The following is a 15,756-nucleotide window of genomic DNA, read 5'->3' as shown; positions in this document are numbered from 1 at the left end:
CGGTATACACTAGAGGCCAGCCTTTTATAATCTGTCAGCCATGAAACCACACTATCTTTCTCCTTTGTTTGATCCCCGCTCTGTAGCGGTGGTGGGTGCATCTGAAACACCCGGCGCGGTGGGCACGACTGTGTTTGCCAATTTGATTGATGGTGGTTACACGGGAAAATTATTCCCGGTGAATCTGCGCCACGACCGGGTGCTGGAAATTGCGGCATTTAAATCATTGGCAAAGGTGCCGATGGTGGTGGATTTAGTCATTATCACGACACCCGCAAAAACTTTGCTTGATTTAATTGAAGAAAGCGGCAAAAAGGGCATTAAAGCGGTCGTGATTATGTCTTGCGATTTTGTGGGCACAGATAAAAAAAGTCAGATTCTGCTAGAAAAAATAATGGGGCGGGCACGCCACTACGGTCTGCGTATTATCGGGCCAACCGTTTTTGGTCTGTGCCGTGTGAGCGCTAAATTAATGGCGGGCAATTATCAGGGCAAGATTAAAAACGGCAGTATGGCTTTGATATCGCAATCATCGTCCATTACTTCAGCGATTTTGGACTGGGCTGAATCGCATGATGTGGGTTTTTCCTCCGTGGTTTCATTAGGCTCGGCCGTGGATGTGGACGTGGGCGAGGTGCTGGATTATCTGGTGGCGGACCCTAAAACCCAGAGCATTTTGCTGTATATCGAAGATTTGCACGAAGCGCGCACCTTTATGTCGGCGGTGCGGGCTGCGGCGCGCTCCAAACCGGTGATGGCGCTCAAAGTGGGGCGCTATAACGATGTGGCGCACGGGCGCACCCATTCCGAGCGCCTGATCGGGCGTGATGACGTGTTTGATGCGGCACTCAAGCGTGCGGGTGTGTTGCGTTTACGCTCAATTAACCAGTTATTTACTGCCGCCAAAGTATTAAATGGCACATTTAAAACCAAAGGCCGTCGTCTGGCCGTTGTGACCAATGGCATCGGTGCCGGGATGATGGCAGTAGACCGGGCGCGTGATTTACATGTGCAGCTGCCCGAGTTAGCACCAGGTACTGTGGCCTGGCTGGCTAAAAATCTGCCCGCACAGGCCAGTAGTAATAATCCGGTGGATATCCTGGGCGACGCGTCACCAGAGCGGTTCAAACTGGCGGTTGAAGCGCTGCTGGCAGACCCGAATATTGATGGTGTACTGGTGGTGTTTACCCCCCAGGCAGGGACAGATCATTTACGCACTGCCGAAGCAATGATTGCGCTGAAAAAAACCAGCGATAAGCCGCTGCTCATGGCATGGATAGGCGGTAAAAAAGTCGATGCCAGCCGTAAATTGCTTGTCAAGGCAGGATGCGCAAGCTTTTCTGCACCAGAGCAGGCGGTAGAGGTGTTTTATTCTCTGGCTGCCTGGCAGCACAATCAGCAGCTTTTATTGCAAACCCCTGCACCCTTGGGTGAGTGGGAAGCGCCGGATATGGAAACGGCGCATATGGTGATTGATAAAGTGCTGGCAGATGGGCGCAGCCTGCTGGATGAAATCGAATCAAAAGCAATTTTGAGGGCTTTTCATATTCCTGTGGCCATGACTGTACGCGCCAATAGTGCCGATGATGCAGTGAATGCCGCCATGGGCATGGGTCTGCCGGTGGTGCTGAAAATAGATGCTGTCGATTTAATGCATAAAACGGATATTGACGGCGTGGCGCTTAATTTAAACAGTCTGATCTCGGTAGCGAGCGAGGCCAATAAAATGCTGGGCCGTGCCCATGATAAGCTGGGTGTTGAGCGTGTGCGTGGCCTGACGGTGCAGCCGATGCATGGCAAAAAACATGCCCGCGAGCTGATGGTGGGCGTGGTTAACGATTCGGCTTTTGGCCCGGTGATTAGTTTTGGCTCGGGCGGGGTTGCTGTAGAAGTTTTTAACGATATTGCCGTATCGCTTCCCCCTCTGAATGATTATCTGGCTGATCATTTAATTCGCCGCACACGGATTAAAAAAATGCTGGCGTCGTTCAGAAACCAGCCTGCAGTCAATATTGAGGTGGTTAAAAATGTACTGCTGCGGGTGTCTGAAATGGTCTGCGAATTACCGCAGATTCAGCAGCTGGATATCAACCCGCTGATTAGCGATGAAAACGGCGTGATTGCGGTGGACGCCAGCATTATTGTGGCAGCGGTTGATCCAAAGGCCCGCCGTTACGCACATATGGCGATTCATCCCTATCCGTCGCATCTGATGCAGCTCACCCAGTTAAAAACCGGCATGCCGATGATTTTGCGCCCGATCCGCCCGGAAGACGCCGATTTACTGATTCAGTTTGTAAGCAGGCTATCCGATGAAACGCGCTATAACCGCTATATGAGTGTGCTTAAATCCTTGCCACAAAGCCTGCTGGCGCGCTTTACCCATCTGGATTACGCCAGAGAAATGGCGATTGCCGCTACTGTGCAGGCAGGCCAGGGCGAGCAAATTATTGGTGTGGCCCGTTATACGGCTAATCCTGATAAAGACAGTTGCGAATTTGCCGTGGTGATCGATGATGCCTGGCAAGGCAAAGGCCTTGGCAACCGCTTGATGGAAGCCCTTTTTACCGCAGCCCGCGATATGGGCCTGTCTGTTGTTGAAGGCGAAGTACTTACCAGCAATAAAACCATGCTGGCCTTTATGAAGCACCTCGGTTTTACCATCCAGCCGCATCCGGAAGACAATGGCTTGAAGTGGGTAGTGAAGGAGCTATAGCAAAACCCAAGTCTTAAAATACAGAGGGCACAGAGAACACAGAGTTTCACGGCAGAAAAACAGGTGTTGAATTAAGCTATTTTCTGTGGATTTTAGGCATTATCAAATGGACTAATCTGGTTTTTTATCACGGCTAGTCGCACGGGGCTAAAATCCCCCTGAAGCCGTGACACGAGAAACAAGCAGGGCGGGGTTTCTTTGATGTTGTTTGAGCGAGCGAAGTGAGTCCCGCGCCGTCTCGATTGTTCGCAGGCCTTCGTGCTGGTTGGGGCGGCCTTCTTTGCGTACTAGGATTTCTGGTTGTTCAAGAAAGGGAGCCCCCACGCGGGGGACTCCCGCATCTAAATCAACGTGCCGAAGGCACTAATAAAAAAGATCTTTTTGACTTTGTTTAGTGAGCTGGAGTGAAACCCGCCGAACTCATAATCTCATAACAAATCAGGTGGGTTTCACTTAGCCTGCGAATGATGCAATCCCTATAAAACACCGCACAATCGAGTAAATTTTATGTCTTTCGCCGTGTCCTGCAGTACTTGTAAAGCTTGTTGTTGCCAGCTGGAAGTGATGCTGATTGCCGGGGATGACGCCGTACCGGTAGAGTACATCGAGCAAGATGCCTGGGGCGGCGAGATTATGCACAGGCTGGAAGACGGCTGGTGCGCGGCACTGGATCGGCACACCATGATGTGTACCATCTACGAGCAAAGACCGTGGATTTGCCGGGAGTATCAGGAGGGTGATTTTGATTGCATGGAGCAAAGAAAGCGCATCCCGATCCTGACTGCACGCTGGCAGCTTCATCAATAAAAAGCACTTATCGATAATAAAAGCATATCTCTATTTATGATGTATGTTTGGACGTGAGTCTTGGTATACCAATTCACTCGAGCTGCGAAGATCCACTCATATATTTGATTATTCTGGTTTATTACCCGATAGCCACGCTTTTTAGTGTGGTTTTTTTATGCAGTAACGTTAATACAACTTTGTGGTTGACAGTAATTGTTAAAGAGTAGATATTGTGCAGCATCGCTTATGAAACACGCAGAGTATGCAGCTACAATCACTTTCTGATCTCGCTAACATTGCCGCTGGCCATCCCTTCCGGGGCAAGGTTCCAGAGTCTCCGGGCTCAGGCGTCATTGCTGTGCAAATGAAAGATGCCTCGCCACAGCAAGGTGTGAGCTGGGCTGAGTGTGTTGAAACTGAGCCGGCAGGCCGCCGTGATGATTGGCTGCAGGTGGGTGATATTCTGGTTGCTGCCCGTGGCAGTCATAATTACGCGGTGCTGATTGATGACACGCTCACGACTATGGGTAAGCTGGCTGTTGCTGCGCCGCACTTTTTTGTGGTGCGAGTTACCCATCACGGCATCCTGCCTGAGTATCTGTGCTGGTTTCTGAATCAGCAGCCCAGCCAAAGATATTTCGACCTTAATTCAGAGGGCACATTGACCAAGGCGATTAAACGCAGCGCTTTGGAGGCAACACCTATTGCAATTCCTCCGCTAAATAAGCAGCAGATCATTATCAAACTCGCTAATACGATTAAACAAGAATTGCAATTGATTGAGCAACTACGCCGTAATGGCGAGCAGTTGCTGACATCCATTGCTAATGGCTTATTGAAATAAGTGGAGGAATCAATATGAATGAGCAACTTCAATTCATGCCAGAAAACCTGCCAACGCCCGAACAAAGCATCAAACAATTGGAATCAGCCGCAAAAAAGCGGGCATATCCATCTGACAAGGAATAAAAAATGAGTGATCAGATTAATCAAGACGATATCAACAAAGCACTATGGGCGGCTTGCGATACCTTTCGCGGCACGATTAGCGCCGATACCTACAAAGACTTCGTGCTCACCATGCTGTTTCTGAAATATATCTCGGACGTCTGGCAGGATCACTATGACGGCTACCAGGCAGAATACGGCGACGAGCCGGAGCTGATTACAGAAATGCTCAAGAACGAGCGTTTTGTGCTGCCTGCTCAGGCCAGCTTTTACGTGCTGTACGAACACCGCCACGAGCCGGGTAATGGCGAGCGTATTGATCAGGCACTGCACGCGATTGAAGAAGCCAACGGCACCAAGCTTAAAGATGCAGGCAAAAGCGTGTTTCAGGACATCAGCTTTAACACCGACAAGCTGGGTGAAGAAAAACAGAAAAATACCATCTTGCGCCATCTTTTGGAAGACTTTGCCAAGCCCGAACTCAACCTTAAGCCAAGCCGTGTCGGTGCACTGGATATTATCGGTAATGGCTATGAATTTTTGATCAAAAACTTCGCCGCCAGCGGTGGCCAAAAGGCGGGCGAATTTTACACTCCTCCAGAAATTTCTGAGCTGATTGCCGAGCTGCTTGATCCGCAGCCGGGTGACACCATTTGCGATCCAGCCTGCGGCTCGGCATCGCTATTAATGAAGTGTGGCCGCAAGGTGGTGAGCAATCACGGTAGCAAGAACTACGCACTGTACGGACAGGAAGCTATTGGCTCGACCTGGTCGCTGGCCAAGATGAATATGTTTTTGCATGGCGAAGACAACCATAAAATCGAATGGGGCGACACCATTCGCAACCCCAAATTGCTGGATAAAAACGGTGATTTGATGCTGTTTGACATCGTGACCGCCAACCCGCCGTTTTCCTTAGAAAAATGGGGCCATGATGATGCGGAGAACGATAAATTCGACCGCTACCGCCGTGGTATTCCTCCCAAAACCAAGGGCGATTACGCCTTTATTCTGCATATGATCGAAACACTCAAACCCGGTACCGGCCGCATGGGCGTGGTGGTGCCGCATGGCGTGCTGTTTCGTGGTGGCACTGAAGGTGCCATCCGGCAAAAGCTGATCGAAGAAAACCTGCTTGATGCGGTGATCGGCCTGCCAGAAAAACTGTTTTACGGCACTGGCATCCCGGCAGCAATTCTGATTTTTTCTAAAGAAAAATCAGATACCAATGTGATTTTTATCGACGCCAGCCGCGAATTCAAAGCCGGTAAAAACCAGAATGTGCTGACGGATGACAATATCGCCAAGGTGGTCGCCACCTACCGCGATGGCGTGAATATAGAAAAATACGCCTATGTGGCCAGTTTTGACGAGATCAAAGACAACGACTTCAACCTGAATATTCCGCGCTACGTGGATACTTTTGAAGAAGAAACCGAAATCGACCTGCTAGCGGTGCGTGCCGAGCGTGAGCAGCTGAAAGTGCAATTGAATGTGCTGGAAACCGAGATGTCGAAGTATTTGCAGGAGCTGGGTTATGTTGCCTAAGGGATGGCTTGCAAAAGAGCTTGATGATGTTTGCGAAAAAATTTCAGTTGGCTTAGCTATTTCCGTTACTCCATTCATGCGGCCATCTGGAGTTAAGTTAATTCGGAATCAGAACATTAAGAGAAATTATTTCGACTCTAGCTCGGTGGTATTTATTGATGAGGATTTCGCAAAAAGTAACAAATCAAAAATGGTTAGACGAGGTGATGTTGTTGCAGTAAGAACCGGATCTAACATCGGTGAAGCCTGCGTAGTACCTCAAGAATTTGAAGGCGCACTGACCTTCACAACACTAATTGCACGACCTAAAGAAAATTTATTAGATTCATTTTATTTGGCCACTCACATAAATTCTGAAATTGGAATTAATGAAGTTAATCGTTTATGTGCAGGCGGGGGAAAACCAAACCTTAACTCTGGCGAGTTAAAACATTACAGAATATCGACACCACCACTGGCAGAACAAAAGAAAATCGCCCAAATCCTCTCGACTTGGGATCAGGCCATCGCCACCACCGAGCGCCTGCTCGACCTCGCCCGCCAGCAGAAAAAGGCCCTGATGCAACAACTGCTCACCGGCAAAAAACGCTTTCCGGGGTTTGAGGGAAAATGGAAACGTATTCATTTAAAAGCGGTGCTTTATGAAGAAAAGGCAAGAAACCGTTCCAACTTAATCGATCGCGTTTTAAGCATTACAAACCATAGCGGTTTCGTGCTGCCTGAAGAGCAGTTTTCAAAACGAGTCGCAAGCGATGATGTATCAAACTACAAAATTGTGAAAAAAGGCCAGTTTGGCTATAACCCATCTCGACTGAATGTTGGTTCTTTTTCACGGTTGGATCGCTTTGAAGAGGGATTGCTCAGTCCAATGTATGTTGTTTTTAGTATCAATCCAGATCAATTGAATTCTGATTATTTTTTGAATTGGATGCAGTCAAACGAAGCTCAGCAGCGCATTAATGGAAGTACACAGGGCTCGGTCCGTGATTCAGTGGGGTTTGATGCACTTTGTGGATTCCCTTTTTTACTGCCATCGATTAAGGAACAGGGAAAGATCGCATCTATTCTATCTGCTGCCGACCAAGAAATCGAAACCCTGCAATCCCAGCTCGACGGCCTGAAACAAGAGAAAAAAGCCCTGATGCAACAATTGTTGACAGGCAAGGTACGTGTCAAAGTTATGGAGAATCATAAATGAGTATTCAAGTTGATGTCGTACGAATTTGTGGTTTCCGTGGTATAGAAAACACCGAAGTTTCTCTCCCACGAGTTACTGTCCTTTTTGGACAGAATAATGCTGGGAAAACTTCGGTAATCAAGGCCTTGCAATTGGCGCTGGGTGATTACTCTCGATTTTTATCAGATGAAGACTTTCATATCAGTGCGACGGATCAGCAGAAGGATAGTATAACCATCGACCTTCGCATCATTGCTCTCGACAAAACTGGTAAGCCTGGCCAGTTTGAAGATAAATGGGTTGATGTTTTTGGCGATACAGTCCAATCAGATACAAGTGGTCGGCAGTACTTCGCTCTAAGAACTATTGCCAAGCCAGATAAAATCAAAGGAGGCTTCAACATTGAACGCTTCCATCTGAATGCGTGGCCTGCTCTTGATGGGTGGCAAGTTGTAAAAGTAGACCCAAAAAATAAATTCTTGAAACGCCTAGATGCAATCCCCTTCATTTCGATTGATGCGCAACGTGACATTCATAGTGAACTTAAAGAAAAGTCCTCGTTTATTGGCAGGGTTTTGGCTAGCGTTGAATACGATGCCAAGGATGTTGCTGAGTTAGAAGAGTTGGTCGCGGCTATTAATAAGCAAGCCATCGAAAAAAGCGCGCCATTAAACAAGCTTAAAGAGCATTTGGACACGTTAAATCAATCTTTTGATGGTGCAGGCAAGACAGAATTAACTCCTTTTCCTAAAAAAATCAGAGATTTATCTAAACGTTTCGGTGTTCATTTCGGTGAAACGGACAAGAGTTCATTTTCCATGGAATATCATGGCATGGGAACTCGGAGTTGGGCATCAATGTTGACGGTTAAGGCCTTTATAGAATTGATGGCTAAGACACATGATGACGAAAAAGAGCCGTTTTTTCCCATCATTGCCGCAGAGGAGCCTGAAGCTCATTTGCACCCCAATGCTCAAAGAACCTTGTTTGAACAACTGCAAAGCAGTTCTGGCCAAGTCATTATTAGCACTCACTCTCCCTATGTAATTGGAATATCAAACCTAGAAAACCTACGAGGATTGGTTCGATCATCAGGGAAAGTAGTTGCTACAGAATTGATTCCTGGTTTGGATGCTGAAGAAATTAATATGCTCCACAGAGAAGTAATGCGTTTCCGAGGAGAGTTGCTTTTTTCTAAAGCGATAATATTGTTTGAAGGTGTTACTGAAGAGCAGTTGATTCCTGCTATGTTTTCAGTTTTCTTTAAAAGATCTGCATTTGCCTCTGGGGTTAACTGTATCAGTGTCGGTGGGAAGAATTATGCGCCTTTTGTGAAAATGGCCTTAAGCTTTGGGATTCCTGTTTGTATTGTTAGTGACAATGATGGGAATACGGAAAAAGAGATCAAATCTCAGATTAAAAAGATAATCGAAGAGAAGAAACTGACGTTGAGTGACAATAATTTTAGCCTCAACTTCTTAAGTTCAGGAAATGATATTGAAGCAGAGCTGGTTAATGTTCAAAACATTAGAGATGAAATTGTTGAAGCTTTAGTCAAGACAGAAACTAAAGGGAGTGAAAAACCAAAATATATTGCCGCTAAGACTGCCGAAATCCAAAAGTTGAACAATGTTCAGTTAGTAGAGTTGATGAGATCATCGAAGGCATCGTATGCAGGGTTTTTGGCGGAAATAATTGCCACAAAAAAAAACTCCAAACCTATTGAGGCGATGATTCCAAAAGCCGTTATCGATTCCTTTAATAAACTAAAAGAATGGAAATAAGCATGCTAAATCTCTCATTGGCTCAGGCTGATATAGTTAATACCGATATGTATAAAGCAATTCAGGTTCTAGCCTCTGCGGGATCTGGTAAAACCCGTGTGCTGACTGAGCGGGTACGATTTCTCTTGCAGAACACTAAAAAGGAAGGGGTCATTGCGCTGACCTTCACCAATAAAGCCGCTGAAGAGATGGCAACACGTTTAGAGGATTGTGAACAGGCAGAAGACCGTGCCTGGATTGCAACCATTCATTCTGTTGCACAGCGTGTCCTGGAGAAATATGGCCATACAGTTGGCTTACCTCCCGAACTGCACATTTACGACCGTGATCAAGATCGGATGGAAGTATTTCTTCAGTCACTGCGTGATGAAGGGGTTGATATTGATACCTATCTTGAGGGTAGCAACTCTGGCGAGCGCAAAGAAAGGAAGAAAATTTTACAGAGTTACATGGATATTTTTTCAAAAATCAAACGTGAATTATTAACCGAGTTTGATGTGGCTGAACAATATCCTGATGGCAATATCTGGAAAGTTTTTCAAGACTACCAGTCTGCTTTATTGAATAGCGGCGGCATTGATTATGACGATATCTTGGTCTATGCGCATAAAATCCTACTTACTCATGATTGGGTAGCCAAGATATATCGGTCACAGTACAAGCATATTTGTGTCGATGAGGCTCAGGATCTGAATCGTGCCCAATATGAATTCATAAAAGCACTTTGTGGCGATGCCATTCAAAGTGTTCTGATGGTCGGCGATCCAAATCAAATGATCTACGGATTTAACGGTTCTTCCAAAGATTTCTTCTGCAACGACTTTATTGCCGATTTTAGGCCTCAGGTTTTTGAGCTAAAAGAAAATTATCGTAGCTCAAAAGCCGTAATAAGGGCTGCAAATAAACTACGACCAGGCGCTCAAGTAGAGCTAGATTATGCGCTTGAAGGCAAAGTTGAAATTATCCACTTTACAACAGAAGAAGATGAGGCTGAATGGATTTCTGCTTCAATCGAACGACTTCTAAGTCAAAAGTTTGACAATGAAATTGAGGGTGAAATAAGTCTCGATAAAATGGTTGTCATAGCGAGAAATCGTTTTGTATTTGGCAAGTTTGAAGATTCCCTTAAAGAAAAAGGAATCCCTTTCTCATTGAGAAAAGGGGAGCGACAACTAGAACGCGCAACTGTGTTTGGAAAGATACTTGACTATGCAGTTCGGCTAAAAATCAATTCTAAAGATTGGGTTGATGGTAGAAAACTTTGCTCTGTATTGGATATTCCAGAGCCTAAAGAATGGGGAGATGATGTTCTAAGCGCCATATCAGAGAATGCCCTGAGTCTTAACGATGAGAATGCCAAACTGTACTCAAGCCTAATTGGTGAAATTAATCAATTGGATGCAGAAGAGCCAAATATTCGAAAATTCATTGATAAATTTAAAGCGAAGCTTGATGCAATAAGCCAAGAGAGTGAGTGTTTAACTGATGCAAAATCAGAAGAGCTTAGATTGAGCCACGCTGAATTAGACGAATTTGGTCAATCATGGACATTGTTTAAACGTAAAGGGCTAGGCAGCTCTTTGGCTGCATTTCGCAATGCATTGGCTTTGGGGCAGTTGGTTGATACTGGACCCGATAAAGGCTTGACCTTAAGTACAGTTCATACAATGAAAGGATTGGAAAAAGATATTGTTTTCTTGATGGGCATGTGTGAGGGGGTATTTCCTGATTACCGGGCGCAGACACCAAAAGAGATTGATGAAGAACGTAACAGTGCGTTTGTTGCCATCACTAGAGCAAAACGATGGTTATTCATCACTTACCCAAAGCAGCGAATGATGCCATGGGGTGACCGCAGATTTCAGCGAGTGTCTCGATTCGTAATTGAAATCGAGTAACCACCCCTCTCGTATGAATTAGCCGTTGCTAAAAACAGCAGGATAAGTAATGACCGATCAGTTTGCCCCAAAATTTCAGGAAGAATACAGCGCCAAAATCCCCGCGCTAACGCTACTAACCAATCTTGGCTGGACTTTCCTGCCGCCCGATCAGGCTTTAGCCAAGCGCGGTGGCAGGCAAGATGAAGTGGTATTGCGCGATGAGCTGCGGCAGGTTTTGCAAACGCGCCGCTTTCGCTTCGAAGGCCGTGAGCAAGCGCTGTCTGACAAGGCGATTGATAAGCTGATTGCCGAAGTTTGTAGCCCGGCGCTCAATGAAGGCTTGGTGCATGCCAACGAGAAGCTTTACAACCATATGTTGTATGGTATTTCGGTAACTGAGTTTGTGGATGGCAAAAAAGCCAATCCAACAATTGCTTTGATCGAATGGCAAACCCCAGGAAATAATAGCTTTCTGTTCACGGAAGAATTTAGTGTTACCCGCTCGGGTGGTATCGACAGCCGCCGCCCGGATATTGTGTGCTTTGTGAACGGGATTCCGCTGGTAATTATTGAGGCTAAGCGCCCTGATGGCAATAAAGGCCCGAGTATTTCCGAAGGCATTTCGCAATCGCTGCGTAACCAGCGCCATGATGAAATCCCCCGCCTGTTTGCCTATGCCCAGCTGATTTTGTCCATTAATGGCACCGATGGCCGATACGGTACTTGCGGCACACCGGAGAAGTTTTTTGCGGCCTGGCGGGAAGAGGATATTTCTGATGCGCAGATGTATGCGATTAAGAATAAAACAATCAGCCCGTTGCAGACTGATTCCCTTTTCAATCATCGCCCGGCTAAGGATTTGACGTGGTATCAATCGCTGCTGGCAGGCGGTGAGCTGGCCGTAACAGGGCAGGATAAATTGCTGATCAGCCTGTTGATGCCTGCTCGCTTGCTGGAAATGGTGCGCTTTTTTACTTTGTACGATAAAAAGGTCGGCAAGATTGTTGCCCGCTATCAGCAGGTGTTTGGCATTAAGCGTTTGATTGATCGTATCAATACCCGCCGTTCCGATGGCGGGCGGGAAGGTGGCGTGATTTGGCACACCACGGGCTCTGGCAAGTCTTTCACGATGGTTTTCTTGAGTAAGGCACTGATCCTGCATGACTCACTCAAGCAGTGTCGTATTGTTGTTGTAACCGACCGCGTTGATTTAGAAACCCAGCTCTCCAAAACGTTTGCTTCAGGTGGTGAGCTATCGGGTAAAAAAGATAAAGAGCTAGCCATTGCGACATCAGGCAAGCGCTTAGCTGAGCAAATTAGCACCGGTACCGAGCGTATTGTTTTTTCTTTAATCCACAAATTTAATACCGCGACCAAGATGCCAGAATGCACGAATACCAGTGCTGACATCATTGTATTAATTGATGAAGGCCATCGCAGCCAGGGCGGTGAAAATAATATCCGCATGAAGCAAGCTATGCCTAATGCGGCGTTTGTGGCATTCACTGGTACGCCCTTATTAAAAGACGACAAAACGACCAGTAAATTCGGCCCGATTGTTCATGCCTACACCATGCAGCGGGCGGTGGAAGATAAAGCGGTTACCCCGCTACTGTATGAAGAGCGTATCCCTGATTTGGATGTGAATGAGCGTGCGATTGATACGTGGTTTGAGCGTATTACCGAAGGGCTGACACCCGCACAAAAAGCTGATTTGAAAAGTAAATTTGCGCGTAAAGGGCAGATTTATAGTGCAGAAGATCGCATTAGGCTGATTGCGCTCGATATCGCTAATCACTTTGTGAAGAATATCAATGATGGCCTGAAGGGGCAGCTTGCTTGTGATAGCAAAGTATCCGCTATCAAATATAAAAAATATCTTGATGAAGCTGGGCTGTTTGAATCTGCCGTCGTGATCAGCGCTCCCGATACCCGTGAAGGTAACTCGGAGGTTGATGAAGCCACGATGCCCATCGTTACGCAGTGGTGGAAAGAGAACGTGGGGTCACAGGATGGGCAGGTCTATACCAAGCAGATCATTGATCGCTTCGAGAAGGATGATTCGCTCAAGCTGCTGATTGTGGTGGATAAACTGCTCACAGGCTTTGACGAGCCAAAAAACACCGTGCTTTATATCGATAAACCGCTCAAAGAGCATAATTTGATTCAAGCGATTGCTCGTGTAAATCGATTGCACTCGCTGAAGAAATTCGGTTTGTTGATCGACTATCGCGGCATTCTGGCTGAGCTGGATACCACCATTGCCAAGTATCAGGACCTTGCATCACGCACCCAGGGCGGATACGACATCAATGATATTGCCGGGCTGTATAACCCGATGAGTACCGAATATAAGCGCCTGCCTCGTTTATACAAACAGCTATGGGCTATTTTTGACTGCGTTAAGAACAAGAATGACATCGAACAACTGCGGCAAGTATTGGTGCCGAAAACGGAAGACCGAAACGGTGAGCTGGTTGATGTGAACCAGAAAGTTCGTGATGATTTTTACGAAGCGTTAACCGAGTTCTCTGGCTGCATGAAGGTTGCACTGCAATCGGCTACATTCTTTGAAGATAAAAGCTTTAGTGATACGGATCACCAGCAATATAAAGAGGCGGTAAAGCAGTTTTCTAGTTTGCGTCTGCTGGTAAAGCAGGACTCTGGTGATACGATTAACTACGATGATTACGCAGTACAGGTGAAAAAGCTGCTCGATAAGCATGTGGTGGGTATTGAGGTCAGGGAGCCAGGCGGTACTTACGAAGTTGGCAAAATGGGCACTAAACCCAAACCAGAAGATTGGTCTGAGGAAAAAACACGCAACGAAACCGATATCATTAAAACCCGTGTCGCTAGGATGATTGAGCAAGAGCTACGCGATGATCCTTATGCGCAGGAAGCCTTTTCGAAGTTGCTGCGTGATGCGATTAACGATGCAGAAAAGCTATTTGATCATCCCCTGAAGCAATACCTGCTGTTCCATTCGTTTGAAGAAAAAGTGCAGCAGCGGCAGTTGGATGAATTGCCCGATGCATTTGCGGGGAACCGCCATGCTCAAGCTTATTTCGGCATATTCAAAAAAACCTTGCCCGAGGTGTTTGCGATTAATGATGCCCAAATTGTTGATAAATGGGTGGGGCTGGCTTTTCAAATTGACAAAATGGTTGAGCAATCGGTTGCCGAGCATTCGATTAATCCGCAAAACATTGAGTCAAATATTCGTAAACAGCTATTGCCTGTGCTGTTCGCCGAATGCAAAGCTATCGGCGCAGGTATGGATCAGGCTAAAGCACTGGTTGAATGGGTGGTGCAGATTACCCGTGTTGGTTTAAATGCTGCTGGGGGATGAGGTGAACGTCACTATCAAGCCCATACCGAGCAAGACTAATTTGTGTTTCAGTTACGCCGATGAGCAAATTTGTTTTGAACGGCTGCCACGATCTGGTCAGGCCAGCAAAATTTTAATTAAGGTTTTGCCAGATTGCCGTGTGCAAATCAGCGCGCCAGAAATTGCGAGTGATGATGATGTCATCGCAGCAGCCATGTTGCGCGCCCGGTGGATTTATCAGCAATTACGCGAGTTTGGCAGCCGCTTAGAGCATGTTCGCCCTCGGCAGTACATCAGCGGCGAAAGCCATTATTATCTTGGCAAACAGTATGTGCTGAAGGTGATTGAAAACCCTGCTGTAAAACCATCCGTGAAGTTGTTGCGCGGAAAGATTGAAGTCACGGCGCGGGAAAAATCAGCTGAGAAAACTAGTGCATTGCTTGCTGCTTGGTACAAAGGGCGAGCTAAAGAAGTATTTGCACGCAGGCTAGATACCATGCTGGAGCAGGCACTCTGGGTGAGCGACAAGCCACCACTCCGAGTTCTGACCATGCAAACTCAGTGGGGAAGCTGCTCACCAGCCGGGCGTTTAACCCTAAACCCTCATCTCGTTAAAGCGTCCAGAGACTGCATCGACTATGTGATTTTGCACGAGCTTTGCCACTTAGCAGAACACAATCACAGTGAGCGATTTTATCGCTTAATGGGGCAAGTGATGCCGCACTGGGAAACAGTGAAAAGTCGGTTGGATGGGATGGCGAATATGTTGCTGAATTGAGTTTTTTTGCTATCTCTTTTAAGAGATTATTTTTAGTTGAATGAGACAATAGGGAAAACTGATGTATCACAGTCTTCAGCATGCAGGAAGGGCCTTGTAGTAATATTAAAAATAGTTTTTGTGTATAGTAATTATTAATGCATAAGATAAAAACTATTAATTAGACCTGAAAGAGGCGGGCGTTTAATATGGCTTCACTAAATAACAAATAATATATTCCCTCTTAGGAGAAGTACTGTGTCTTTGATTAATACTGAAATTAAACCATTTAAAGTTAATGCATTTCATGCAGGTAAGTTCTCTTCGGTTACCGAGGCAGATCTGAAAGGCAAGTGGTCGATTGTATTTTTCTACCCTGCTGATTTTACTTTTGTTTGTCCTACCGAATTGGGAGATCTGGCTGATTTTTACCCTGAATTTCAGAAAATGGGTGTAGAGGTTTATTCGGTTTCGACAGATACCCAGTTTACCCACAAGGCCTGGCACGATACATCGGATACCATTAAAAAAATCAACTACCCGATGCTTGCTGACCCTACCGGTGTGTTGACCCGCAATTTTGATGTGATGATTGAAGAAGAAGGCCTGGCACTGCGTGGCACTTTCCTGATTAATCCGGAAGGCCAGATCAAGCTTTGCGAAATCCATGATAATGGCATTGGCCGCTCCGCTTCAGAGCTGATGCGTAAAGTGCAAGCTGCTCAATACATCGCTAAGCATCCAGGTGAAGTTTGCCCGGCTAAATGGCAGCCAGGTGCAGAAACACTGGCACCATCGCTCGATTTAGTAGGCAAGATTTAAGGCC

Annotated in this window: 10 protein-coding genes; all 10 read left to right on the top strand. The window is 46.4% G+C overall.

The window, feature by feature from the left end:
* Nucleotides 1–40: 40 nt before the first annotated feature.
* The gene (locus EJO50_RS09660) at nucleotides 41–2,716 is read left to right on the top strand and encodes a bifunctional acetate--CoA ligase family protein/GNAT family N-acetyltransferase (protein ID WP_125973700.1); all 2,676 of its coding nucleotides are present in this window, start codon (nucleotides 41–43) and stop codon (nucleotides 2,714–2,716) included.
* Nucleotides 2,717–3,223: 507 nt separating this feature from the next.
* The gene (locus EJO50_RS09655; RefSeq protein WP_125973698.1) at nucleotides 3,224–3,523 is read left to right on the top strand and encodes a YkgJ family cysteine cluster protein; all 300 of its coding nucleotides are present in this window, start codon (nucleotides 3,224–3,226) and stop codon (nucleotides 3,521–3,523) included.
* A gap of 244 nt (nucleotides 3,524–3,767) precedes the next feature.
* Nucleotides 3,768–4,349: a restriction endonuclease subunit S gene (locus EJO50_RS09650; protein WP_125973696.1), complete on the top strand. Its 582-nt coding sequence runs from the start codon at nucleotides 3,768–3,770 to the stop codon at nucleotides 4,347–4,349.
* Between the two features lie 128 nt (nucleotides 4,350–4,477).
* Nucleotides 4,478–6,001: a type I restriction-modification system subunit M gene (locus tag EJO50_RS09645; RefSeq protein ID WP_125973694.1), complete on the top strand. Its 1,524-nt coding sequence runs from the start codon at nucleotides 4,478–4,480 to the stop codon at nucleotides 5,999–6,001.
* On the top strand, nucleotides 5,991–7,199 hold the full coding sequence (locus EJO50_RS09640; RefSeq protein ID WP_125973692.1) for a restriction endonuclease subunit S: 1,209 nt from the start codon (nucleotides 5,991–5,993) through the stop codon (nucleotides 7,197–7,199). Before EJO50_RS09645 ends, EJO50_RS09640 begins: the two co-directional genes overlap by 11 nt.
* Complete coding sequence (locus EJO50_RS09635; RefSeq protein WP_125973690.1) at nucleotides 7,196–8,962, top strand: ATP-dependent nuclease; 1,767 nt, start codon at nucleotides 7,196–7,198, stop codon at nucleotides 8,960–8,962. Before EJO50_RS09640 ends, EJO50_RS09635 begins: the two co-directional genes overlap by 4 nt.
* 2 nt (nucleotides 8,963–8,964) lie before the next feature.
* A complete protein-coding gene (locus EJO50_RS09630) occupies nucleotides 8,965–10,860 on the top strand; it encodes an ATP-dependent helicase (protein ID WP_125973688.1) in 1,896 nt (631 codons plus the stop codon).
* Nucleotides 10,861–10,909: 49 nt separating this feature from the next.
* Nucleotides 10,910–14,194 carry a type I restriction endonuclease subunit R gene (locus EJO50_RS09625; protein WP_125973686.1) on the top strand — a complete coding sequence of 1,095 codons (3,285 nt, stop codon included), beginning with the start codon at nucleotides 10,910–10,912 and terminating at the stop codon, nucleotides 14,192–14,194.
* 1 nt (nucleotide 14,195) lies between these two features.
* Nucleotides 14,196–14,951, top strand: a complete 756-nt coding sequence (locus tag EJO50_RS09620) for a M48 family metallopeptidase (protein WP_206434357.1) — start codon at nucleotides 14,196–14,198, stop codon at nucleotides 14,949–14,951.
* A gap of 237 nt (nucleotides 14,952–15,188) precedes the next feature.
* Nucleotides 15,189–15,752, top strand: a complete 564-nt coding sequence (ahpC, locus tag EJO50_RS09615; RefSeq protein ID WP_125973682.1) for an alkyl hydroperoxide reductase subunit C — start codon at nucleotides 15,189–15,191, stop codon at nucleotides 15,750–15,752.
* Nucleotides 15,753–15,756: the final 4 nt, after the last annotated feature.

Origin of the sequence: Iodobacter ciconiae (genome assembly GCF_003952345.1) — a bacterium.
Lineage (GTDB): Bacteria > Pseudomonadota > Gammaproteobacteria > Burkholderiales > Chitinibacteraceae > Iodobacter > Iodobacter ciconiae.
This window is presented reverse-complemented; position numbering and strand designations above follow the sequence as displayed.